Annotated in this window: 16 protein-coding genes; 8 read left to right on the forward strand and 8 right to left on the reverse strand. The window is 71.6% G+C overall.

The window, feature by feature from the left end; translation table 11 throughout:
* The first annotated feature begins 48 nt into the window (after window positions 1-48).
* From OG589_RS00835 to OG589_RS00855, 5 genes are all read left to right on the forward strand, one after another.
* On the forward strand, window positions 49-1,455 hold the full coding sequence (locus OG589_RS00835) for a hypothetical protein (protein ID WP_405145246.1): 1,407 nt from the start codon (window positions 49-51) through the stop codon (window positions 1,453-1,455).
* Window positions 1,456-1,758: 303 nt separating this feature from the next.
* Window positions 1,759-3,234, forward strand: coding sequence for a 3-hydroxyacyl-CoA dehydrogenase family protein (locus OG589_RS00840; RefSeq protein WP_405145247.1), 1,476 nt, complete (start codon window positions 1,759-1,761; stop codon window positions 3,232-3,234).
* Window positions 3,235-3,360: 126 nt separating this feature from the next.
* On the forward strand, window positions 3,361-3,591 hold the full coding sequence (locus tag OG589_RS00845) for an ATP/GTP-binding protein (RefSeq protein ID WP_405145248.1): 231 nt from the start codon (window positions 3,361-3,363) through the stop codon (window positions 3,589-3,591).
* Window positions 3,592-3,645: 54 nt separating this feature from the next.
* Window positions 3,646-4,350, forward strand: a complete 705-nt coding sequence (locus OG589_RS00850) for an alpha/beta hydrolase (RefSeq protein ID WP_405145249.1) — start codon at window positions 3,646-3,648, stop codon at window positions 4,348-4,350.
* Window positions 4,351-4,404: 54 nt separating this feature from the next.
* Complete coding sequence (locus tag OG589_RS00855; protein ID WP_405145250.1) at window positions 4,405-5,163, forward strand: SDR family NAD(P)-dependent oxidoreductase; 759 nt, start codon at window positions 4,405-4,407, stop codon at window positions 5,161-5,163.
* An 11-nt stretch (window positions 5,164-5,174) separates the two neighbouring features.
* Here OG589_RS00855 and OG589_RS00860 read toward each other — a convergent pair whose 3' ends face one another.
* The 3 genes from OG589_RS00860 to mce all read right to left on the reverse strand — a co-directional run bounded on the left by OG589_RS00860 (window position 5,175) and on the right by mce (window position 8,661).
* Window positions 5,175-6,479, reverse strand: a complete 1,305-nt coding sequence (locus OG589_RS00860) for an AI-2E family transporter (protein ID WP_405145251.1) — start codon at window positions 6,477-6,479, stop codon at window positions 5,175-5,177.
* A 185-nt stretch (window positions 6,480-6,664) separates the two neighbouring features.
* Window positions 6,665-7,957: a DivIVA domain-containing protein gene (locus OG589_RS00865; protein ID WP_405145252.1), complete on the reverse strand. Its 1,293-nt coding sequence runs from the start codon at window positions 7,955-7,957 to the stop codon at window positions 6,665-6,667.
* A 275-nt stretch (window positions 7,958-8,232) separates the two neighbouring features.
* On the reverse strand, window positions 8,233-8,661 hold the full coding sequence (gene mce, locus OG589_RS00870; protein WP_405145253.1) for a methylmalonyl-CoA epimerase: 429 nt from the start codon (window positions 8,659-8,661) through the stop codon (window positions 8,233-8,235).
* A gap of 158 nt (window positions 8,662-8,819) precedes the next feature.
* On the opposite strand from mce, the gene OG589_RS00875 reads away from it, so the two are divergent.
* A complete protein-coding gene (locus OG589_RS00875) occupies window positions 8,820-10,007 on the forward strand; it encodes an acetyl-CoA C-acetyltransferase (protein WP_405152250.1) in 1,188 nt (395 codons plus the stop codon).
* Between the two features lie 69 nt (window positions 10,008-10,076).
* On the opposite strand, the gene OG589_RS00880 is transcribed toward OG589_RS00875, so the two are convergent.
* Together OG589_RS00880 and OG589_RS00885 are read right to left on the reverse strand one after the other, a co-directional pair.
* Window positions 10,077-11,327, reverse strand: coding sequence for an NAD(P)/FAD-dependent oxidoreductase (locus OG589_RS00880; RefSeq protein ID WP_405145254.1), 1,251 nt, complete (start codon window positions 11,325-11,327; stop codon window positions 10,077-10,079).
* Window positions 11,328-11,482: 155 nt separating this feature from the next.
* On the reverse strand, window positions 11,483-13,024 hold the full coding sequence (locus tag OG589_RS00885; RefSeq protein WP_405145255.1) for a PucR family transcriptional regulator: 1,542 nt from the start codon (window positions 13,022-13,024) through the stop codon (window positions 11,483-11,485).
* A gap of 339 nt (window positions 13,025-13,363) precedes the next feature.
* Between OG589_RS00885 and OG589_RS00890 the strand changes: the two genes are divergently transcribed.
* Window positions 13,364-15,661, forward strand: coding sequence for a CHAT domain-containing protein (locus tag OG589_RS00890; RefSeq protein WP_405145256.1), 2,298 nt, complete (start codon window positions 13,364-13,366; stop codon window positions 15,659-15,661).
* Window positions 15,662-15,685: 24 nt separating this feature from the next.
* Window positions 15,686-16,876: a hypothetical protein gene (locus OG589_RS00895; RefSeq protein WP_405145257.1), complete on the forward strand. Its 1,191-nt coding sequence runs from the start codon at window positions 15,686-15,688 to the stop codon at window positions 16,874-16,876.
* Here the strand turns inward: OG589_RS00895 and OG589_RS00900 are convergent.
* From OG589_RS00900 to OG589_RS00910, 3 genes are all read right to left on the reverse strand, one after another.
* The gene (locus OG589_RS00900) at window positions 16,873-19,173 is read right to left on the reverse strand and encodes a M48 family metalloprotease (protein ID WP_405145258.1); all 2,301 of its coding nucleotides are present in this window, start codon (window positions 19,171-19,173) and stop codon (window positions 16,873-16,875) included. The two genes, OG589_RS00895 and OG589_RS00900, sit on opposite strands and share 4 nt — an antisense overlap.
* A 105-nt stretch (window positions 19,174-19,278) precedes the next feature.
* A complete protein-coding gene (locus OG589_RS00905; protein ID WP_405145259.1) occupies window positions 19,279-19,893 on the reverse strand; it encodes a hypothetical protein in 615 nt (204 codons plus the stop codon).
* A gap of 372 nt (window positions 19,894-20,265) precedes the next feature.
* On the reverse strand, window positions 20,266-22,191 hold the full coding sequence (locus OG589_RS00910; protein ID WP_405145260.1) for a Xaa-Pro dipeptidyl-peptidase: 1,926 nt from the start codon (window positions 22,189-22,191) through the stop codon (window positions 20,266-20,268).
* Window positions 22,192-22,541: the final 350 nt, after the last annotated feature.

Raw genomic sequence — 22,541 nt, forward strand, 5'->3', positions numbered from 1 at the left:
ATGCGGAGCGGGGCGAACAACACGTGACTTCGTCTCATCTCTCCAGGCATGAGGAATTCGGCCCTGGCCTGGCTCGGTCACCCCCTGACCGTCATCGCCGTGGTACTCCTGCTGCTCAACGACCACCTCTTCAAGCCGCTGTGGCCCGGCACAGTCACCGGCAAGCTCAGCGACGTCGCCGGCCTGATCGTCGCCCCGCTCCTGGTCAACCTGTTCATCTGCCGCCCCCGCGTATCCGTACTGCTCACCGGCGCGGCCTTCACCCTGGTCAAGACCACCGCCATTGGCGCCGCCCTCGCCTCGGAAGCCTGGACCCTCGTCTGGGGCCCATCCCAGGTCCTGGCCGACCCCACCGACCTCATCGCCCTTCCCGCCCTGTATGTCACCTGGTGGACCTGGAACCACCCCGAAGCGCGAGCCGTACGGCTGGCACGGGCCGTGGTCGTGATTCCCGTCACCGTGCTGGCCGTAGCGGCGACAGGCCAGGTGGAGATCGTCAAGCCGTACAGCGCCTATGCGGTCGACGTGATCGACGGCATGATCGTCGTTGCGACCCGCGGGGGCCTGTCAGCGGGGCCCGCTGAGAGGGGCTACGCCTCCAGCGATGCCGGGAGTTCGTGGTTGAGCTGGGTGGTCCAAGTGCCTCCCCTTCCGAGGACGTCGGCCTGCGTGCCCGGCCAACCGGACCGCTGTTACCGGATCGTCCCCGCCAAGCTCAAGGTCGAGGAGTCCAGGAATGGCCAGTGGGTGACCGCGTGGGAGATCTCTCCCAGCGACCAAGATCGACTGGCGAGAGCGTACGCACCTGAGAGCCCTGAGGACGCCGAGGCCGTCGCGTCCCTGGGGATCGCGATCCAGAAGCTCCCTGGCGGATACGTCGTGGTCGTCGCCAACGGTGCGGACGGGATCGCCCTGCGGGACATCTCGGGTGCCTGGCACCGGCTGGGCTGGGCGGAGAAGGGGTTCGATTCCGGGAGCGCGGTGTCACTGACGGCGCCGGGGAGATACGAGGACTCCGTCCCCATGGCGGCGCTGCTGGCGGCCCTGGCGGCGGGACTTGTGGCGCTCGGATGCGGCGTGCGAAGGTTCGGCTTCGCCGTGGCCGCGCTGATGCTGTGGGTGGGAGTCTGGTCGTTTTATTCGGGGGTGAACACGCCGATCTTGTTCAACCCGTTCGCCGTACTCTTCGCCATAGTGCTGGTGCCCGTCGGCGCGACGAGCATGATCGTGAGCGCGGTGCGGGGCGCTACCCGGCTGCGGGTTTGGGCGATCGGTACGGCCACCGCAGCCGTCGCCTACTACGCGATCATGACGCCCTTCTACGCGTGGAGCGCCGGATGGCTGGAGTACTACTCACTGGCGTCCGGCCTGTCGATCGCCCTGGGGATCGCGGCGGCCTCCGCGGGCACCCTCGCGGTGATCAACCTGAAGGGCCCACAAAGGGGCCTTTCGTGAGACCTACCTGATCGGCGGTTGTGAACTAACTACCCCCATTACCCCCCATGAGCAGGGGTTATGGTCGAGGGCGAGAGCGCGCTGAATGTGTGCGCCGCCCTCCTGCCCCTTCCCAGAACCCCACGTGATCCACGCTGCATCGCGCGATGACCAGCCGCATGACCGCCAACCCCCCCGCCCCGGCCGGGCCGGGCGGTCTTCGAAGGTGCCGGGCGGGAGGCCCTGCGTGGGTACTGCGGGGGGCGTTTGGGATGACGGCGAGCCCTCTGGGAGACTGGCGGGCAACGGGACAGGGAGGGCAGGATGGCGCGCGCGTTCAAGACCGTCGGAGTCGTCGGGCTCGGCACCATGGGTGCGGGCATCGCCGAGGTGTTCGCCCGCGCCGGGCTGAGCGTGATCGGCGTGGAGGTCGACGCGGAGGCGCTGGAGCGCGGCCGGGGGCACATCCGCAGGTCCACCGACAGGGCGGTGAGCCGGGGCAAGCTGACCGCGGCCGAGCGCGACGAGATCGTCGGCCGGGTGACCTTCACGGGCGCCCTGGACGACCTGGGCGGCGCCGACCTGGTGATCGAGGCGATCCCCGAGGTCATGGACTACAAGCGCGCCCTGTTCACCGACCTCGACCGCATCTGCGGGCCCGGCACCGTGCTGGCGACGAACACCTCGTCCCTCTCGGTCACCGCGATCGCGGCCACGACCTCCCGCCCCGGTCAGGTCATCGGCATGCACTTCTTCAACCCCGCCCCGGTGATGAAGCTCGTCGAGGTCGTCCACACGGTGGTCACGGAAGACGGGCTCGCGGACGACGTCGCCGCGCTCGCCCGGCGCCTCGGCAAGACCCCGGTGACCGTGGGCGACCGGGCCGGGTTCGTGGTCAACCGGCTGCTCCTCGGTTACCTCAACCACGCCGCGACGCTGCTGGAGCGCCGCGTGGCATCGCGGGACGACATCGACACCGCGATGAAGCTCGGCGCCGGCCTTCCCATGGGGCCGTTCGCGCTGCTCGACCTCATCGGGCTGGACACCTCGCACGAGGTCTGCGAGGTGCTCTTCCAGGAGAGCCGCGACCGCGTGCACGCGCCGGCCCCCATCCTGCGCGAGCTGGTCACCGCCGGGCTGCTCGGGCGCAAGAGCGGGCGGGGCTTCCACGACTACGAAGGGGCGCCCGCGCGGGCCGCCTCGGAGTTCCCGGTCAAGATGGGCGTGGCGTCGGTCTGCGTCATGGGGGAGGGCGCCGAGGAGCTGTCGTCCAGGCTCGCCGCCGCGGGGTTCAAGCGGGGTGAGGCGCACGACGCCGACGTGGTGATCGCGCTGTCCAGCACCCCGGTCGTCGAGCACGCCGCAGGGCTCCCGCGCCCCGAGCGCCTGGTCGGGCTCCACCTGGTGGGGGGCGACGTGGCCGAGCTGGTGTCGACGGCGCTCACCTCGCCCGAGGTGGCCCTGGCCGCGCACGACCTCGTCAAGGTGCTCGGGCTGACCCCGGTGCCGTGCGCCGACCGCGCCGGGTTCGTGGTCGACGCGCTGCTGTATCCCTATCTCAACGACGCCGTGCGCATGTACGACTCGGGATACGCCTCCATCGAGGACATCGACACCGCGATGAGGCTCGGCTGCGGTTACCCCGCCGGGCCGTTCGAGACGCTGGACGCCATCGGGCTCTCCACCGTGCGCGACGGTCTGCGGGCGCTCTACGCCGAGTACCGCGAGCCCTCCTTCGCGCCAGCTCCGCTGCTCGACCGCCTGGTGACCGCCGGGGTGACGAGCATTCGGGGCCGGTGACGGAAGAACACCCTTTACATCGATGTTTGTGATGTTATGAGCCCCCGCCGAGCCCGCCGTATCGACTCTTCGGGAAAGGGCCGGCGCGGCGAGCCCGCTCGTCCCCTGGACGGCGTTCTCCGCGGGATGGAACGGGTAGAGGACTGGCCGGACGGCGAGTGGAAGGTGCGCAGGGTCTCGGGCGCGAGCACCGAGAAGGTGTACAGGTGCCCTGGCTGCGACCACGAGATCCGGCCGGGCCTGCCGCACGTCGTCAGCTGGCCCAACTGGACCGGTGGCGAGGGTGAGCGCCGTCACTGGCACACCGCCTGCTGGAGCAAGCGCGTCGACCGGGGCCCCGGCCGCTCCCGCTACTGAACGGCTCACGCCCCGGGGCCGCCAACGACAGACCGCTATTTTGAGGAGCCGGCATTGGAGATTCGCTCGTCGACGGTCCTGCCCGCCGTACGGGAGGACATCGAGCTGCACACCGCCGACGGGCTGACGCTGGTGGGTGAGCTGGCGCTGCCTCCCGAGGGGCGCCCGGTGGCCACGCTCATCTGCCTCCACCCGCTCCCGACGGCCGAGGGCATGATGGACAGCCACGTGCTGCGCAAGGCCGCCTACCGGCTGCCCGCCCTCGCCGGCATCGCGGTGCTGCGCTTCAACACCCGGGGCACCGCCTCCGACCGGGGCAAGTCCGAGGGGGCCTTCGACGACGGCGAGGCGGAGCGGTTCGACGTGGCGGCGGCCCTCGAGTACGCCGAGTTCCACGACCTGCCGAACCCCTGGCTGCTCGGCTGGTCGTTCGGCACCGAGCTGGCGCTGAAGTGGGGGCACGATCCACTCGTGCAGGGCGCGGTCCTGCTCTCGCCTCCCCTGAACCGCGCCGGGGACGCCGACCTGGACGCCTGGGCGGAGTTCGGGCGCCCGCTGGTCGCGCTGGTGCCGGAGTTCGACGACTACCTCAGGCCCGAGGAGGCGCGGCGGCGCTTCGCCAGGGTCCCGCAGGCCGAGGTGGTGGGCGTGGACAACGCCAAGCACCTGTGGGTCGGCGAGCCCTACGTGCGCATCGTGCTGAACGAGATCGTCAAGCGGGTGAACCCGGCGGCCTGCCCCTTGCCCACCGAAGCGTGACGCCGGGCGGCGCGGACCCATAGAATCTTGTTCGGTTCTAGCGAGGAGGCCGCCGTGCAGGCGTTTGATCTTTCCGGGCGCAACGCGCTCGTCACCGGTGCGTCCCGGGGCATCGGGCGGGCGATCGCCCTGGCCTACGCTGAGGCGGGCGCCGATGTCGCGCTGGTCGCGCGGTCGCCCGAGACCCTGGCGGAGGTGGTCAAGGAGGTCGAGGCCCTCGGCCGCCGGGCGTACGCCATCCCCTGCGACCTCACGGACAGGGAGGCGGCGGGCGCGGCCGTGCGGGAAGCGATCGAGAGCCTGGGCCACCTCGACATCGTCGTGAACAACGCGGGCGGCTCGAACTTCATCGTCCCCTTCAAGGACCTGCGGCTGTCCGGGTGGGACAAGCTCATGAGGCTCAACCTCGACTCGGCCATGGCGGTGTGCCACGCCGTCGCGCCGCACCTGCTGGAGCGCGGGGGCGGTTCGGTGATCAACGTCGCGTCCGTCGCCGCCCAGGGCGCCCCCTTCATGGCCCCGTACGCCGCGGCCAAGGCCGGCCTGGTCGCCCTCACCAAGAGCCTCGCCCTGGAGTGGGCCGGCAACGGCGTCCGCGTCAACGCCCTGTGCCCGGGCTGGACCGCCACCGACCTGAACCGCAGCCTCTGGGAGGACGAGAACGCCAGCCGGGCCACCATCTCGTCGGTGCCCATGGGCCGCTGGGGCACCCCCGAGGAGATGGCCCACCCGGCGGTCTTCCTGGCCAGTCCGGCTTCGTCGTACATGACCGGGCAGGTGCTGTTCATCGACGGAGGCGTCACCGCCACCTGATCCGCGGGCGTCTAGAGCTGGGCCTGCCGGGGGAGGACCACCTCGCGGACGATGAGCGCGACCGCGGCGGCGACCGGGATGGCCAGCAGCGCGCCCACCGCTCCGAGCAGGGCGCCGCCGAACAGGGCGGCGATCACCGACACGGCCGGGGCCACGTCCACCGACCTGCTCATCACGCGCGGGTAGATCACGTAGTTCTCGATCTGCTGGTAGACCACGAAGAAGATGACGCAGGCGATGCCCAGCGTGCCCGACTGGAGGAACCCGACGGCGGACACCAGCACCGCGCCCACCGTCGCGCCCACCAGCGGGATGAGGTCGGTGACCGCCACGACCAGCGCCAGCGCCAGCGCGTACTTGGCCCCGGCGATCGTCAGGAACAGCCAGGACAGGCCGCCCGCGATCACCGAGATCAGCACGTTGCCCGCCACGTAGCCGCCGATGCCCGAGAGGATCTCGTCGCCGATGGCCCGCGTGCGGGGGCGGCGGCTGGCGGGCACCAGCAGGAGCAGGTACTCCTTGATCACGGGAAGCGACCCGAGGAAGTAGAGCGTCAGCACCAGCAGGGTGAACCCGGAGAAGAACGCGTCGAGCACGACCGCCCCCGCGCCCAGGATGCCGCCGGCCACGGTCGCGCCGAGGCCGCCGCTGGTGATGTAGGTCTGGATGTTGGCGATGATCTGGTAGTCGGTGTCCAGCTGCTTGATCGTGGGGTTCGCCATCAGGGACTCGACGTATCCCGGCACGGCGCTGACGAAGTCGCTGGACTCCTGGCTGACCGGCGGCACGATCGCCAGCCCGAACAGCACGAAGAGCGCGATCACCCCGAGGAACACGATCGAGATGGCCCAGCGCCGGGGGAGCCCCCGCCTCTGGAGGATCTCCACGACCGGGTTGAGCCCGACCGCGAGGAACGCGGCCACCACGATCAGCACGATCACGCTGCGAGAGCTGATAAGCGCCTGGGCCAGCGCCCACGCGGTGAGCACGCCGAGCGCCGCCGTCAGGCCCCAGAGGAACGGCCCCCGCGCCAGCGGCTTGCCCGGCACGCCGTACGGCAGCACGGCGTCCTCACCGTGATCGGCCGACCCATCGACGGCGGTCCTGGCGGGGGCCCCGGGCGCCCGTCCGGCAGGTGAGCCCGGCCTGGACGCGGCCTGGTGACCCGGGCTCGGCGGGGCCGTACGGGACGGGTAGGGCACGGCGGCGGGCAGGATGTCGGTCGCCTCCGCCGCGTCCGCGGGCATGGCGCGCGCGGCTCCCGGCCTCCCGGGGACATCGGGTACGGGTACCGCGTCCGTGGCGGGCTCTGGCACGGCTGCTCCTCGGCGTCAGGGGTTGGGAGGTGAGGTGATGACGGCGGGAGGGCTGCCACTGCGGGAACCGTCTGCGTGCCGTACGGGGTGGAAACGGTGCGGACAACAGAGGAGAGCCTAGCGACCATGGTGATCGCCAGGCTCTCCTGGTAGCCGTCCCTAACGCCCCTGATGTGGTGAGGTGCCTACTCCTGCCACCACTCGGACTCGTCCTCGGCCGACGCGGCCGCCCGCTGCGGGGCCGCTGCGGGGCTGGGCTTCTCGGGTGCGACGGGCGTGGCCGCGAGGGCGGGCTTCGGCGGCGCGGCGGCGACCGCCGGTGCCTCGTCCATGCCCGGCAGGGCCGCGCCACCGAGCAGCTGGCGAAGCTGCGCGAGGTGGCTCGTGATGCTGTCGCGCTGGCGGGTCAGCTCGTCGACCTGGCGCTGGGCGACGGTCCTGTTGCGCTCGGCCTCGGACTTGGCGTCCGACACGATCGACTCGGCGCTGGTCTTGGCCTCGGCGACCAGCTGGTCGGCGTTCTTGCGGGCGTTCGCGAGCAGCTGCTTGGCGTGGGTGTCCGCCTCGCGACGGCTCTGCTCGGCCTGCTGGGTGGCCTTGGTGGCCCGCTGCTCGGCGGTCGCGGCGCGCTGCTCGGCCTCGGCGACGAGCTTCTGGGTCGCGGCCTGGGCGGTGGCGTGGCGCTCGGACTCCTGGCGCTCGGCCTCCTCGCGGCGGGCGGCGAGCTGGATCTCGAACTCGGCCTCGTCCTGGGCGCGCTTGGCCTCGGACTCCTCCAGCACACGCTGGGCCTGGGCCCGCATCTCGTCGGCCTGGCGCTTGGCGGTGGTGAGCACCTCGTCGCGCTCGCGCTTGGTGGAGGCGCGGAGCTGGGCCACCTCACGCTCGGTGGTGGTGCGCAGCTTGGCGATCTCGCGCTCGGCGTCGGCGCGCTTCTCGGCCACCTCGTGGTCGGCCGTGGCCCGGAGCTTGGAGACCTCGCGCTCGGTGGTGGAGGTCAGCTCGTCGGCCTCGCGCTTGGCGGTCGAGCGGATCTCCTCGGCCTCCCGCTCGGCCATGGTGCGCATCTCGTCGGTCTCGCGGGTGGCGAGCGCGCGCTTCTCGGCGGCCTCGTTCTCCGCGGCCGCCCGCACATCCGCAGCGTCAACCTTCGCCGCGGCCTTTATCTCGTTGGCCTCGGACCTGGCGGCCTGCACCAGCTCGGTGGCCTGCTCCTCCGCCAGACGCAGCAACTGCTCAATGCGGGCACCTAGCCCGGAGTAGGTCGGGCGCTCCTGCTCCTGCAGTTGACGCTGCGAGTCGGAAAGCTCCCGCTGCAACGCGGAGAGCTGCTCACGGGTCTGACGCAGGTCGGTGTCGAGCTGCTTCAAGTGGTCGTGAACCTGGTGCCGGTCGTAGCCACGGAGAACCACGTCGAATTCCCGCGTGGGGGCGTCTTCAAAGAAATTGTTCAGCTGGGCGTCGATGTCGGACTGCATGAGGCTCGATCCTGGGTTGTCGAGACGGCTACACGGGCCGGACGGGGGGCGGACATCCGAGGCGGGGACCCGCTTCCAACGGTCGCGCTCGCTCGGGCACTCGCTAGCAGGGGCGAGCTCTCGCTCACCCCTGGATCCTCGTGCTCGGCTCGCCCGTCCATGGCGGGATCCACGTCCGGATGGTAGGCCAGCGTACTCCGGTGTTGCCGAATTGGAGGTCCCGTCCGACTTTCTGCGCGACTTGTTACGAATAAGCCATTGTTGAGTTTCGGGTGCTACGACTGGCGCACGGGGGACTCCACCAGCTCTGTCAAGACTCCTCCCACGTCTTTCGGATGAAGAAACGCGATTGAGGTGCCCATTGCACCGTGGCGGGGCTGTTTGTCGATCAATCGCACCCCCGCGCCGCCGATCTGTTCGATCGCCTCGGTGACGTCCGTCACCCCGTACGCGACGTGGTGGAGGCCCTCACCCCGCTTCGCGAGGAACTTGCCCACCGGGGTGTCCGCGCTCAGCGGCTCCAGCAGCTGGATATAGGAGCCGCCTCCCTCACCGTCCGCCACGTGCAGCATGGCTTCCTTCACCCCCTGCTCCTCGTTGACCTCCCGGCTGACCACGGTCACGCCGAAGGTCGCCTCGTAGAACGCGATCTTCTCGTCGAGATTCTCGCAGGCGATGCCCACATGGTCGATTCTCAGCAGCATTGCGTGTCCTCCCTGGTCGTACGGCGGCCACCGCCGGCCGGGAGCGTTCCCGGCGACCTCTCTGAAGTCGTGTGGCCCGTCCTAGGTATGGTGGCAAAGTCGCCGAAGACCCCATCATGGAGGCCCTGGTGTCCAGTTCTCCCGCCATCCCGTCCGGCATGTCGCGCTCCGTCATCGTCGCCGGGGCACGCACGCCCATCGGCCGCCTGCTCGGCTCGCTGTCGGACCTGTCCGCCGCCGAGCTGGGCGGCCTCGCGATCAAGGCGGCCCTGGAGCGCTCCGGCGTCGCGCCCGAGCTCGTCGAGTACGTCATCATGGGCCAGGTCATCCAGGCCGGCGCCGGCCAGATCCCGTCGCGGCAGGCCGCGGTGAAGGCCGGCATCCCGATGAGCGTGCCGTCGCTCACCATCAACAAGGTCTGCCTGTCGGGGCTCGACGCCATCGCCCTGGCCGACCAGCTGATCCGCGCCGGCGAGTTCGACATCGTCGTCGCGGGCGGCATGGAGTCGATGACCAACGCGCCCCACCTGCTGCCCGGCCTGCGCAAGGGCGTGAAGTTCGGCGGGTCCGACATTCTCGACTCGATGGCCTTCGACGGGCTCACCGACGTGTTCGACCAGGTGTCGATGGGCGAGTCCACCGAGCGGCACAACACCCGCCTCGGCCTCGGGCGGGAGGAGCAGGACGCCTTCTCCGCCCGCTCGCACCAGCTCGCCGCCGCCGCGGTCAAGGACGGCAGGTTCGACGACGAGATCGTCCCGGTGACCATCCCGCAGCGCAAGGGCGACCCCATCGTGTTCTCCGCCGATGAGGGCATCCGCGGCGACACCTCCGTGGAGACGCTGGCGAGGCTGCGGCCGGCCTTCGCCAAGGACGGCACGATCACGGCGGGGTCGTCCTCCCAGATCTCCGACGGCGCCTGCGCGGTCGTGGTGATGTCCAGGGCCAAGGCCGAGGAGCTCGGCCTCCCCTGGCTCGCCGAGATCGGTGCCCACGGCAACGTCGCGGGCCCGGACAACTCCCTGCAGTCCCAGCCGGCCAACGCCATCCTCCAGGCCCTCGGCAAGCAGGGCATGAGCGTGGAGGACCTCGACCTGGTCGAGATCAACGAGGCGTTCGCGGCGGTCGTGCTCCAGTCGTCCAAGGAGCTCGGGGTGCCGCAGGACAAGGTCAACGTCAACGGCGGCGGCATCGCGCTCGGGCACCCCATCGGCGTCTCCGGCGCGCGCATCGTCCTGACGCTCGCCCACGAGCTCCGCCGCCGGGGCGGCGGCGTGGGCGCCGCCGGCCTCTGCGGTGGCGGAGGTCAGGGCGACGCCCTGATCATCACCGTCCCGTCCTCCTGACCCGAGGCGGCACGCCGGAGGCCGGATCCCGTCGTGGCGGAGCCGGTGGGCGGGTCAGCGGGTGGCGGGTCAGCGGGTGGGGTCGAAGTCCCGGAAGGCCGCGGGCTGCTTGCCGGTGGTGATCTGCTCGGCGAGCATGCGGCCGGTGATCGGCCCCTGGGTGAAGCCCCACATGCCGTGTCCGCCTGCGACGAACCTTCCGGGGGCGCGGGTGGCTCCGATGAGGGGCCGGCCGTCCGGGGTGACGGGGCGGGGGCCGACCCAGGTATCGGTGCGCTCCTCCCAAGAGACGCCGGCCAGCAGCGGCCTGGCGGACGCGATGATCGCGTCGACGCGCCTCTGGTACAGGGGGGCGTCGGCGTCGCGGAACTCCATCGTTCCCGCGACGCGCAGCTTGTCCTGATACGGCGTGCAGGCCACGCGCACGGCGGGCAGGTAGATCGGCCCGGGCACGGGCTGGTCGGTCGGCACCGTGAACGAGTACCCGCGTCCGGCGCGCACCGGCACGCGGACCCCCCACTCCTTGCCGAGCTGGTTCAGCCAGGCGCCGGTGGCCAGGACCACGGCGTCGGCCCTGACGGAGTCTCCCTCACTCGACCGGACGGAGAGCCCGCCGGAGTCGGTGTCCACCCCGGTGACCCGGAAACCGGACCGGATCGTGCCGCCTCGGGCGACGACGGAGGCGGCCAGCGAGTGCGTGAACCGTCCGGGGTCGACGTAGCGCTGCCCGTCCAGCCGGATACCGGCCTTCGCCTGGGCGGAGAGCTGCGGCGCCTGCCTGCTGAGGTCGTGGCCCTCGAACGCGCTGTACTGGATCTCCAGCCCGGACCGGTTGATCCGCTCGAGCTCGTGCAGGAGTGCCACGGCCTGTCGCGGGTTCTCGAAGGCGGCCATGATGGGGGCTTCCGTCGTGGGGGCCTCGACGCCGTTGGAGGTGAGCACGTCGAAGGCTTCCAGGCATTCCTCGTTCAACGGGAGGTTGGCCTTCACGGCACGGCCCCAGGACTTCCAGCCGCAGTTCATCGCGAACCGCGTGAGGAACGACCACAGCCCGATGTCGGGCGTGGCCGGCACGTGCAGCGGGGCGCTCCGGTCGAGCAGGGAGCGCAGGCCGTAGCGCAGGACTCCGGGCTCGTTCAGCGGGATGGCGAGCCCCGGCGAGAGCCAGCCCGCGTTGCCCCACGACGCGCCTGCGGCCACACCGTCACGGTCGACCACGGTGACGTCCACGCCACGTTCCTGCAGGAACCACGCGGTGGACAGCCCCACCACGCCGGCGCCGATCACCACCGCCGTGCGCGGTCCACCATCGATACCCATGACCACATCTCCGCTCTGACATCCTGTGACGTGCTCTGTCTGTCGCGAGCCTCGCTCGCCTGCATCTGAGCATCGCCCCTGGGGCCTGAGGACGGTTTGTGCGTTCGGACAAGCACGAGGGTGGGCTTTGTCCGCTTACGACAACGGCGGAGAGATCAAGGCTGTGTGTCCTGGCTTACGGCCAACGTGATGATCATGGCCAGCCGTTTTTCCGGTACGTCCAGCCGCAGGTCGGTGATCTCGGCCATCTTCCGGAGCCGGTAGCGGACGGTGTTCGGATGGACGTCGAGGCGGTTCGCGGCGACGGCCAGATCTCCCTGTGCCTCCAGCCAGGCACGTAGCGTCGCGATGTACCGGGTGCCGTGCTCGGCGTCCCGCCGGGACAGCTCGGCGACCGGCCCGCGGGCGGGGGTACGTCCCGCCGAGGCGGCCGCCCGGAGACGTTGCAGCAGGATCGCGTCCCATGACTCGTCGTAGACGACCGCGAGGGCGTCGCCGGGCCGTGCCGTCCGAAGGGCGAGGCTCTCGTCGGCCTCCTGCCTGCTCGCGGGCAGCTGGGCGGGCTCCGCGGCTCCGCCGACGCCGGCGTACACGGTGACCTGTCGTGGCAGGACGTTCGCGATCGCGGTGAGCCAGGCGCGGGCAGGCGTGACGTCGTCGCACGGCAGCACGGTGTACAGGGTGTTGCCGAACAGGGCGCTGCGCCCCGGCCGTGACCAGCCGAAGCCCGTGGTCGCGCGTTCGAAGGCCATCAGGATCGCGGCATGCCTCTCCTCGGCGACGTGCGCCTGGAGCGCGATCACCCGGAACCGCTCCTGGGGCAGGCCGAGCCTGCTGATCACGGCGGGCGCGTCGGCCGTGCCCTCCAGCAGGCGGATGACGAGATCGGATTCCACCTGACGCTCCAGGTCCGCGCTGACCCGGGAACGTAGCAGGTGCAGCGCGACCGCCTGCGCCCCGTCACCAAGGACCGTCCGGCGCTCGGCGGACAGCGGGCGCTCGCACTCGACCCATATCGACCCCAGCAGCTCACGCCCGGCGCGCACGGCGACCACCATGCGGCCCCTGAGGCCGTGCTCGGGTGAGGGTTCGACGAACAGCGGCTCGTCGGAGGTCGCCAGATGCGCGAAGACGCCCTGCTTCTCGAACAGCGGGCGCATGGTGTCCGGCACCCGCCTGCCCAGAATCGTCTCCAGCCGTGCCGGGTCGGCGGTGTGCTGCGAGCCGGAGTAGGCCAGGACGCGCGACATCTGATCCTCGATCGTCACCGCGTAGCCGAGTGCGTCGGCGAGCGTGTCCGCGAACGCCAACAGGTCGGTCGGCCCACGCCCCGCCTCGGTCTCCCGGCCTTCGAGCACCAGGCCGTACACCACGGCGAAGAGCTGGCTCCAGGACACCTCGGGTTCCACGAGCAGGACGGCGATCCCGCCGTCATCGGCGTCCGCCCGCGCGGTCTCGTCGAGTGGCGGGGTCCCGCGCACCAGCACCGCGGCGGCACGCGCCGACCGCGCCAGCCGTACAGCCTCGGCCGCCGATTCCACCCCGACCGACAGGAACACGTCACCGGTCGCGGGGCGGGTGTCGGTCGGATCGTGCACCACCACGCTGCGCAGTTCCACATTCCGTGACGCGGGGGCGCAGCACAGGCGGGCCCCGTAGCCGCCGAGGACGTTCACCAGCCTGTCCAGGTTCAGCATCGGCCGTGCCCACCCGCCGCCGCGGCCTCACCCCGTGATGCCTTCGCGGATGCCGCGCGCTCGACGGTGGACTCCTCGCCGTCAGGACGCTCCCCGGACAGGAGCCGTACGCGGGAGGAGGACCCCCGCCTCCGCTCGTCCGGATTCATCCGCTCCACATCCTTGATTCTCCCCTGATCACCCAACGGCCCCCGGCCGCCCCCGCCCTCCGGGGCGGCGGCGTCGGCGGCGGCCAGGGAGACGCGCTGATCATCACCGTCCCGTCGTCCTGATCCGAGGCGGTACGCCCCTTCCGCACGTTGTGGCGGAGGCGGGCAGAAGTCCCTAGCATCGTTCATCGTGGCGGAACGGCCGGGTGACCGTGTGTGGCGGCGATTCACGGGCACGGCCTCGCCTCTGATCGGCGGGGAGCCCTGCCCAGACGTCGAGGTCTCCGTGGAGTGGGGCGATTCGCCGCTGTTCATGCTCTCCTCTCCAGGCCAGGCTCCGGGCAGCCTGCTGTGGGTCGTCGCCGGCGACGACGACGCGCAGGTGACGTCGGACGACGCGGGCGTGACGGTGACTCTCGGGCCGTTGCAGGGCCCCACGGCGCCTCCGATCTGGTGGGCGGCCGTCGTGAGCCCGATGGGCGCCGGGTTCGACCTGCCGATCGAGGCCCGCGCGGGCACGGCTCGCATGTCCGTGCATGGTGACCTGCTTTCCGGCATCGTGCGGTTCTCCGGAGTGGCGCTCGACGGCCGGCCGGTGAGCTACGAGGCCACGGTCACCGGCCGCGCGGCCGGGCACGGCGAGGTTCCGGCGGCGCCGGTGGAGGCCCAGGAGGAGCCGGCCGGTGACCCCTCGTCACCGATCAACAGGCTCAACGCCCTGTCCGGGCAGATCTCGCTGGACTTCGCCGCCGGCCACCTCGGCGCGCTCGTCGGCCACCTGCGGGAGGCCGCCGGTCTGCGCCGCGAGCTGAGCGTCGGCGACGCGGTGACCGGGGCGTGGGGCCGTTTCCTGGCCGGCGTGCGGGAGTCTCTCGCCTTCGACCGGCAGGTGCTCGCGTCCATCGCGGCACGTGGGCACCTCGGCGACCTGGTCGCGGCGGCGGACTCCGAGATCGCGTCCACGGCCGGGCTGATCGGCCGCCTCGACCCGGCGCCGTACGGCCCGGCCGGGCTGGCCGGCGGCGTCGCCGAGGCGGCCGGGGCGCTGGCCCGCGTCCCGGTGCGGCTCCGCGCGCTCGTGGAGCGGGCCCTGGCCGCCGGGTTCGTGGACCCCGTTGACGACCTAGCCGTGGCCCTGACGGGTGCCGCCGAACGGCTGGAACATCATCGCGACCACCTCGAAAGGCTCGACCCGGTCGGGCACGCGCGCCGTACGAGGGAGGGCAACACCGAGGCGACGGCGCGGATGGCCAGGTACGTCGAGCAGTGGCGGGCGCGCGCCGGCACCGACTGGGACCGCATCCAGATGATGGAGGAGGCCGGGTCCTTCCTCGGGGACCTGCCCGGCCTCTTCCTCGACCTCGGTGACGGCGAGGCCGCCCTGGTCGCCTCCGAGATGGCCCGCGCCCGCGCGTTCGCCGACCTGATGAGCGGAAGGCGGCCCGCTCCCGTGCTCACCCCGGCCCGGATGTCGGCGCTGCTCGGGGAGTACGGCGGGCCGGTCGTGGAGTACTTCCTGCGCGGTGACCGGCTGGTCGTCTTCGTGGCAGGGCCGCACGGGATGGAGACGGCCGACCTGCGGGTGGACCGCGGCGCGTTGCGGGGGTGGGTCGACGAGCTGCACCGTCACCTCAGGGCCGAGACGCTCGACCGGGCGCGGGTGCGTGAGCTGCTGCGCCTGCTCGGCGGCGTCCTGTGGGATCCGGTGGCCAGGTGGCTGCCCCGTGACCCCGAGACGGCCGTGGCGCTGGTGCCCCATGAGGAGCTGCTGCGGGTGCCGTTCCACGCGCTGGTGGGCGCCGGGGGACCTCACCTCGCCGAGCGCCACACCACGACGGTGCTGCCCGCCGCCTCGATCCTGCCCGCGCTCATGGCCCGGCGTACGGGCGCACCGGCCGCGCCGCCGAGGTTGTGCGCGCTGGTCGACCCCGAGCCGATGCCCGGCGGCCTGCCGCCGCTTCCGCTCCTGCGCGAGCGCTTCGGCGTGGTCTCCGGCCTTTTCGCCGGCGCGGAGATCAATATCGGTGCCGCCGCCACGCTGGCGGCCATGGTGGAGGGCGCGGCCGTACGGCCCTCGGTGCTCTGCCTGGCCACCCACGCGCAGGCGCTGCCCGACGATCCGATGGCCTCCTACGTCGCGCTGGCCGGAGGCGAGCTCACGGCCCGCGCCGTGCACGAGCTCGACCTGCCCGCGCGGCTGGTCGTCCTCGCCGCCTGCGAGACCGGGGCGGGGCGGGTGACCGGCGACGGCGTCATCGGGCTCAGCCGGGCCTTCCTCGCGGCCGGGCCTCTCGCCGTGCTCATGACGCTGTGGCCCGTGCGCGAGCGCGACAGCCTGCGCGTGCTGCGGCGCTTCTGCGACCTGCGTCTGAACGGCGGCCTCGGCACCGCCCAGGCCCTGCGGGCGGCGCAGCGCTCGATGTTCACCGGCCGCTCCGACGACCCGCGGGACTGGGCGGCCTTCACGCTGTTCGGGCTGCCCGACTGACCCTGATGATCCTGGAGGTGCCGAGTGACCGAGCTTGGCTACGCGATTGAGGCACGAGTCGACCTGGTGGCCGAGGAGACCCTCCAGGGCGCGGGCACGCGGTTCACCCGCGAGGCCGGGGTCGTGCTGGGCCGTCCGATGGTCGTCGCCGTGCCGCCCGGCGACCTCCCGCCCGAGGTGGCGGCGTCGCGCGGCGCCGGGGGATGGGCCTACACGCAGGTGCTGTTCCCCTTCGACCTGGAGGAGGCGGCGCCGGGCCTGAGCTACGTCGAGGCCGTCTTCGAGGTCGCCCTGGACGACGGCGACGTGGTCGCGCGGCAGCTCACCGCCGTACGCTACGACGACCCCAAGGCGCTCGGCACCCTGACCACGTTCGGGGACGGCCGAGGCGACTTCCGCTGGCGCATCAGGCCCGAGCCCGGCGCCTCCCTGATCGAGGGGAGCCGCGTGGCCAGAGTGCTGCTGCAGGCGCCCAAGGACACCACATCGCTGACCGGGACGATCGGGGTGTCGGCGAGGCTCGCGGACACCGAGCTGGGTATCGACGTCCCCGTCACGACCGGGGAGCCCCGGTCTTTCGAGCTCAGCCTGCTGGACGGCGCGTTCTCGGCGGCCTCGCCCGCGGCGCGCGAGGAGCCGGCGCGCCGGGGCGCCAGGCGGATGTGCGTCACGGTCGACGTCGAGGGTTCCGCCAAACGCGACGCGAGCGAGCAGGGGAGGGTGCAGACCGTCCTCGTGCGGGTGCTCGACCTGGCACTGTCCGCCGCGCGGGTCGACCCGCAGGAGTGCGACCGCCAGGGGCAGGGCGACGGCCACCTGATCGTCATGCCCCCCGGCATCGAGGAGCCGCAGGTGATCCGACGGTTCCTGCGCGAGCTGGCGAGCGCGCTCGCCGAGGCCAATCGCCACGTCCGCCCCGAGTACGCGGTGCGGTTGCGGGTCGCGCTGGACGAGGACATGGTCTACCCGGAGGTCAACGGGTTCGGCGGCGACGGCGTGATACGGGCGCACCGGCTGCGTGACTGCGCGGAGGCCAAGGCGGCGCTGGCCGGAGCCCCTGGACACCACATCGTGATCGTCGCGGAAGGGCTCTACCTCAGCTCGGTGAAGACCGCCTTCGCCGGCGAGCCCGGCCTGCGCTTCGAGCGGATCGTCGCCAGGGTCCCCGACAAGGACTTCGCCGAGCCCTGCTGGATCCACGTGCCGGTGAGCTAGGGCGCGGGGTAGACGTCCAGCGGGGCGGTGAACGCGAGGGCGGGTGCCGACATGAGCGCGGTGAGCTGCGAGGCGTCCACCTTTGGGGCCCACTGGGCGCTCATGACGGCCGGTCTCCTTCCGAGGTCCACGTCGCCGCCGATCTCGGTGGTCACGGTCTCGCCCCGGACGTCCGACTCGACGGCCAGCCAGAAGGTGACCCTGTCGCCCACGCGCAGCCAGTGGCCCTCGCCCGGTCTCAGGTCCGGGCGGCTCGCCATGGTGGAGAAGGTCAGCCGCCCGTCCTTCTCGGCCCGCCAGACGCCGCCTCCGAGCCAGCCCGCCGCGACGCCCTTCCACTCGGGTGATCCGGCCTGCTGGGCGAGCGAGGTGAAGGCGGTGATCCGCATCTCGGCGGGCAGGGGCCGGCCGTCCCATGGGCGGTCATCGACCAGGCCGGTCCGTTCAGGTGTGGCCGCCGGCGCCGCCGCAGGGGCGGGGGTGCTCGTGGCGGCGGGGATCTCGCCCCCGACGACGGCGCCGCTCGTCAGACCGCCTGTGACCAGAGCCCCCGGGATCAGGGCCGACAGCAGATAGGGCGCGAAGCGCTGCCGTACGCCGCGCACGGGCGTCCAGACGCGCAGCCACAGCGGCGCGAGAAGCGGCCAGTTGACCAGCAGCACGATCATCTCGATCAGCGTCGTCCGCGCGGACGCCAGGTCGGCCCGCAGGTCGTGGACCACGGCGCCGAGCGCGTCGCCGAAGGAGAACCCGGTCAGCAGGTACGCGGCAAGCTCGAACAGCGCTATGGCGCCGGCCCGCACGACGACCGCCGCCGGCCACAGGGCGGCGAGGGCCGCGATGCCGCCCGGCCCCGCGCGGGTGGCCCACAGCCGCAGCCGGAGGGGCGGGTGGGTGAGCCCGTCCAGGAGCCTGGCGGCCGGGCGGCGGCCACGGACGGGGCCGAGGGCGCGGCGCAGCGCGTCCGGTGCCGTCTCGTGCAGCGCGAAGCGGTCGGCGCTGAGCTCGGCGACCCACAGGCCCGCCACGGGCAGGATCAGGCCGATCGGGATCGAGGCCGCGTCGTGGAGCAGGGAGGCGAGCAGCGCGGAGCTTTCCGGCCCCCCGGCGAACAGCGAGAACGCGAACACGACCACCGCGAGGGCGATGAGGATCACGCTCCACACCCTGACGAACCACCCGAACGGGCCGGCGAGGCCGACGATCAGGTGGTCGCCCTGCCGCAGGTGGGCGACCTCGTGGAGCAGCACGGCCCGTGCCGCCTCCCGGTCGTCGTGCCACAGGCGCAGCAGCGGGGGATAGACGGCGATGCGCGCCTCCCGCCAGCCCATGGGGTAGACGCGGGCCATCCGATCGTGGCGCTCGCCGAGCCGCAGCTCGATCGCCGAGGCGTGGCGGTGTACGAACGCGGACATCTCCTCGATCACCGGATCGCCGCTCGGCGAAAGGTGGTGCCGCCGCTCGGCCCAGCGCCCGCGCGCGCCGGGGAACAGGACTCCCGCGATGCCGGCGAGGAGGAGAGCGGCGGGGAAGAACTCCAGCAGGCCGGCTCCGGTGAGAAGGGCGACGGCCGCTCGCCGCGCCCCGGCGGCCAGGGCCCCGGCGAGCGCGGTGACGCCGCCGGCGTCGGCCTCGAAGCTCTCCACGAGCCCGGGCACGGACGGGGCGGTGACCCCGAGGAAGTAGAACCACAGCCAGGGAGGCGGCATCCATCCCGTGGAGTCGCCGCGGACGGCGGGCGGGTGCCCGGGCGGCGGGCCGCCCGGCACCGGCGCGGCGGGAGGGCTGCCCGCGAGCGCCCGGAGGAACGCCTCGATCTCGGGGGTGTCACGGTCGTGCTGGAAGACCAGCTTGAGAGTGTCGTAGGTGAGCTCCCGCGCCCGCTCGGGGGCGACCCCCTGGACGCGCAGGCGGTCGCCGAACGCGCCGATCACCCGGTCGAGCTCCGGCTCGGCGGCCGCCCGCTCGCGCTGCTCGTCATCCGGTGCCCCGGAGGTGATCCCCCGCATGACGAGCAGCGCGAGCAGGTCGGCAAGCGGGTGGCCGGAGGCCAGTCCGAGCAGATGGTCGGCCAGGTGGCGGAGGCCGTCCAGGACGATCGGCAGCTCGCCCGGACCGAGGCCGCCGCCGAACCCTCCGGGCTCGGAGCCCGCCGCGGCCCGCAGCAGGTCGCGGCGGCGCCCGCCGCCCGCGACGTACGCGGCGCCGACTCGCTCGGCGGACGCGGCCTCGGCGGGGGTGACCCGCTCGGCGACGCGCCGGGACCAGACGGCGACGATGTCCGGGGAGCCTGCCATGTGCGGCCCCGCTACGAGAGGTGGCCCGCGAGGGGCGCGGCTGCCGGGAGACCGCCTCGTACGCGGCGGGCCGGACCGGCGATCGGGACGGCCCGCCGCGCGAGGTCAGGCCGAGAAGACGACGCGGAACGCATAGAAGCCCTCGTTCGTCCCGCCGGTCATCGTCAGATGGGCCCCGCCGCTCCCGATCGTGCCGCTGATGCGGGTGCCGGCCTGGAGCGCGTAGGTCATGGGGATGGTGCCGAGGCCGGAACGGCAGGGAATCAGGTCCTGCTGGCCGAAGAAGGTGTTGTAGGTGGTGGCCTTGTCCGAGTGCGAGGCCACGAGGCGTCCGGTGAACCTGCCGCTGCTGTACGAACTGGTCCAGTAGTTGAGCAGCACACCCGGGGGCTTGGCCACCGCCGCCGACCCGACCTGGAACGATCCGGTCGCGCCGATGTTCCCGACGTAGAACAGCCAGGTGAACGGATTGCGCTCGACGTACCCGCCGTACGTCTTGCGCGGGCCGGTGCTGAACTGCGCGGCGGCACGGTAGGAGGTGCGGCCGGTCAGCCGGCGCCCGCCGCCGCTGCCGCAGTAGTCGTAGCTCTCCAGGGTCACGGTGGCCCGGCCTCGGTAGACGTTCGCCGAGGAGGCGTGCGCGGCCGAGGCCGGGGCGACGAGCGCCGTCACCAGACTCAGCGCGATCAGGGTGCCTAAGGTGATCAGTCTTTTCGTCATCGGTGGTCTCCAGAGCCTGAGCGGGGCACGAGCACACGGCGATGATGGCAGCTCTGGAACGGTTCAACCCCATCGAATGACTGGATTCCAGAACACGGATTCGGCACGGGACGGTTGCCCTCAGGAACCGCCATTGCCGGGATATTTCATGACGAAGAGGACGGCGGAGGTATTTACAGCCACTTGTCAATATGGGCCGGAGGATGCTTCGGGTGGCGATTACCTGGGTGCGCACTCAGTGGACGGTCGCCGAACCCATCCCATTACCCCGTGAAAGCTCACGCGGTGTCACCGGGCCGGACAGACCAACGGGCCCGGCGGCGAGGCCGCCGGGCCCGGAGTCGACGCCGGGAAACTCGGCGTCAGCGGGGATCAGTAGAGACGAGCCTCAGGAACCGGCAGGTCGAGCTGCTTCGGCCCGTGCCACTTCACCTTGTCCTTGACCAGGTCGAAGATCAGGGAGCCGAGCGCGAGCGGGAACTCCACCTTGCTCTTGCTCAGGTCGACGGTGACCGTCGCGCCGGTGGCCCGCTCGCCGGAGTAGGTCGAGTCGGTGCCCGCGATGACGAGGCCGAGCCTGTGACCCTTCTTGAAGGTGTAGTCCTGCGGAAGGGTCTCCCACTTGACCGTGCCGTACTGGCCCTCGGGCAGCGGCGAGGAGGTGCTGAGCGAGTCGCGGTTCTGCACGTCGATCCAGCCGCGGGCCACGATCTCCAGCGGACGGGTGGCGACGTTGCCGACGACCTTCTTGTAGCAGCCGTCGTCGGAGGCCGTGCTCTCGCCGTGGCAGGTCTCCTCGGTGAGGGTCGTGATGCCCTGGCCGCGACGCCAGTCGACGCGGCTGTCCTCGCCGAAGTCGACGAGCAGCGCGGTCAGGTTCGAGGTGGGCTTGTCGAGGGCGACGCGCAGGTCCACGACGGGAGTGCCGGACAGGCGCAGGTTCGCCGGCAGCTCACCGGTGGTGAAGGCCACCCGTCCCGGCTTCTCCGTGCCGATGTCGGCCACCATCGCGTCCTCGGACTGGCGGACGTCGGTGAAGGTGGCCGTCGTGTCCTTCTTGGCCGGGAGCAGGCCGAGCGAGCCGTCCGCGCCGGGGCGCAGGGAGAGCTTCACCCCGAGCGGGGCCGGCCAGTCGCGCTGGGTGGTCCAGCTGGTGGGCCCGGTCTGCACGTCGGCGCGGGGCTCGTTCATGATGCCGTTCTTCACGCCGAGCAGCCAGAAGTCGAACCAGCGGTGCAGCGTGTCGACCCACAGGTCGCGGCGTCCCTCGAAGTCGAACGGGTCCACGTGCTGGTACTGCCCGACCCAGATCTTGCGGGGCACGTTCCTGTCGGCCAGGCCCTTCCACCAGGTGGAGAAGTTGTCGGGCTTGACGTTGAGGTCGTTGACCGTGTGCACGACGAAGACGCTGGCGCGCACCTTGGAGACGTCGCCCAGCGTGCCCGCGATGTAGTCCCGCTCGGCCCAGAAGGCGTTGTAGTTGCCGGTGTCGTCGCCGTCCTGCGCGTCCATGCCCGCGCGCACGGCGGCGCACTTCGCGATGGGGTCGGTGTCGACGACCCTCGCCAGGTACGACATGTAGTCGAAGTTGTAGATCACGCCGTTGGAGCGCTGGTACTTGTACCAGGAGCTGATCGCCGAGATCGGGACGATGGTCTCGAGGCCCTTGACGCCGGTCGCCGCGACGGCGTTGGCGAGCGTGCCGTCGTAGGACTTGCCGATCATCGCGGACTTGCCGGTGGTCCAGTCGGCGACCGCCGGCGTGCCGTCCTCACGGTAGGCGGTGGCGCGGCCGTTCAGCCAGTCGATGACGGCCTTGCCGCCCAGCACGTCGGCCCGCCCGCCGACGTCGGGGCACCCCTCGGACTTGGTGGTGCCGATCATGTCGACGTTGAGCACCGCGTAACCGCGCGGGACGAAGTAGTTGTCGTAGAACAGGGGGAACTTGGCGAGGTTCCCCTCTGCGTCGTAGACCTTCCGCTCGGACTCGTTGCCACGACCGGAGTTGTCGTAGTACGGGCTCTCGTCGATGATCACCGGCACCTTGAGCCCGGGGCCCGACTCCTTGGGCCTGATGATGTCGACGCGGACACGGTCCAGCTTCCCGTCGGAGTCACTGTCGACGGGGGATTCGACATAGACGTGCTCGCGGACGGCGTCGGCGTAGGAGAAGACCGGCTGGGTCCGGCCCTGCTGGACGGTGATGGAGGGCTCGGCACTCGCCTGGGCCGGGGTGACGCCCACCGCGCCGACCGCGACGAGGCCGAGTGCGACCAGTACTGCGCTTAACTTTGGCACGCGAAGTCTCCTGGGAGGGTATGGGGAGAACACCCACAATCTCCGCTAATGTCCAGATGGCCGACAAGATCCCTTTATGGGTTCGACATCACCTTGCTCCTGCTGTGTGACATAGCACAGGGAGTGACGCGGCGATCTCAGAGATGGCCGGCCCTGCCGGGAGTCCCGGAATTCGGGGCGAGTGTCAGGAAAATCACCGGCTTGTCTTCGGGTCGTCAAGGGAAATCGTCAAGCGGCTATTGACGCTCGCGGCCGGCTGTTTTATCGTCCTCTCGAATTTAAAACGTTTTTGAGCGGGCTGCCTCTGGAGGGCTCATGGTCGGTGAGTCGAGCATGCGCGTGCCACCTGC

It is taken from the genome of Sphaerisporangium sp. NBC_01403, assembly GCF_045040145.1.
Classification (GTDB): Bacteria; Actinomycetota; Actinomycetes; order Streptosporangiales; family Streptosporangiaceae; genus Sphaerisporangium; species Sphaerisporangium viridialbum.

Excerpts from the sequence above, each read along its gene's own strand:
- OG589_RS00835 (WP_405145246.1), top strand. The coding sequence starts at position 49 with ATGAGGAATTCGGCCCTGGCCTGGCTCGGTCACCCCCTGACCGTCATC.
- OG589_RS00840 (WP_405145247.1), top strand. The coding sequence starts at position 1,759 with ATGGCGCGCGCGTTCAAGACCGTCGGAGTCGTCGGGCTCGGCACCATG.
- OG589_RS00845 (WP_405145248.1), top strand. The coding sequence starts at position 3,361 with ATGGAACGGGTAGAGGACTGGCCGGACGGCGAGTGGAAGGTGCGCAGG.
- OG589_RS00865 (WP_405145252.1), bottom strand. The coding sequence starts at position 7,957 with ATGCAGTCCGACATCGACGCCCAGCTGAACAATTTCTTTGAAGACGCC.
- mce (WP_405145253.1), bottom strand. The coding sequence starts at position 8,661 with ATGCTGCTGAGAATCGACCATGTGGGCATCGCCTGCGAGAATCTCGAC.
- OG589_RS00875 (WP_405152250.1), top strand. The coding sequence starts at position 8,820 with ATGTCGCGCTCCGTCATCGTCGCCGGGGCACGCACGCCCATCGGCCGC.
- OG589_RS00880 (WP_405145254.1), bottom strand. The coding sequence starts at position 11,327 with ATGGGTATCGATGGTGGACCGCGCACGGCGGTGGTGATCGGCGCCGGC.
- OG589_RS00885 (WP_405145255.1), bottom strand. The coding sequence starts at position 13,024 with ATGCTGAACCTGGACAGGCTGGTGAACGTCCTCGGCGGCTACGGGGCC.
- OG589_RS00900 (WP_405145258.1), bottom strand. The coding sequence starts at position 19,173 with ATGGCAGGCTCCCCGGACATCGTCGCCGTCTGGTCCCGGCGCGTCGCC.
- OG589_RS00905 (WP_405145259.1), bottom strand. The coding sequence starts at position 19,893 with ATGACGAAAAGACTGATCACCTTAGGCACCCTGATCGCGCTGAGTCTG.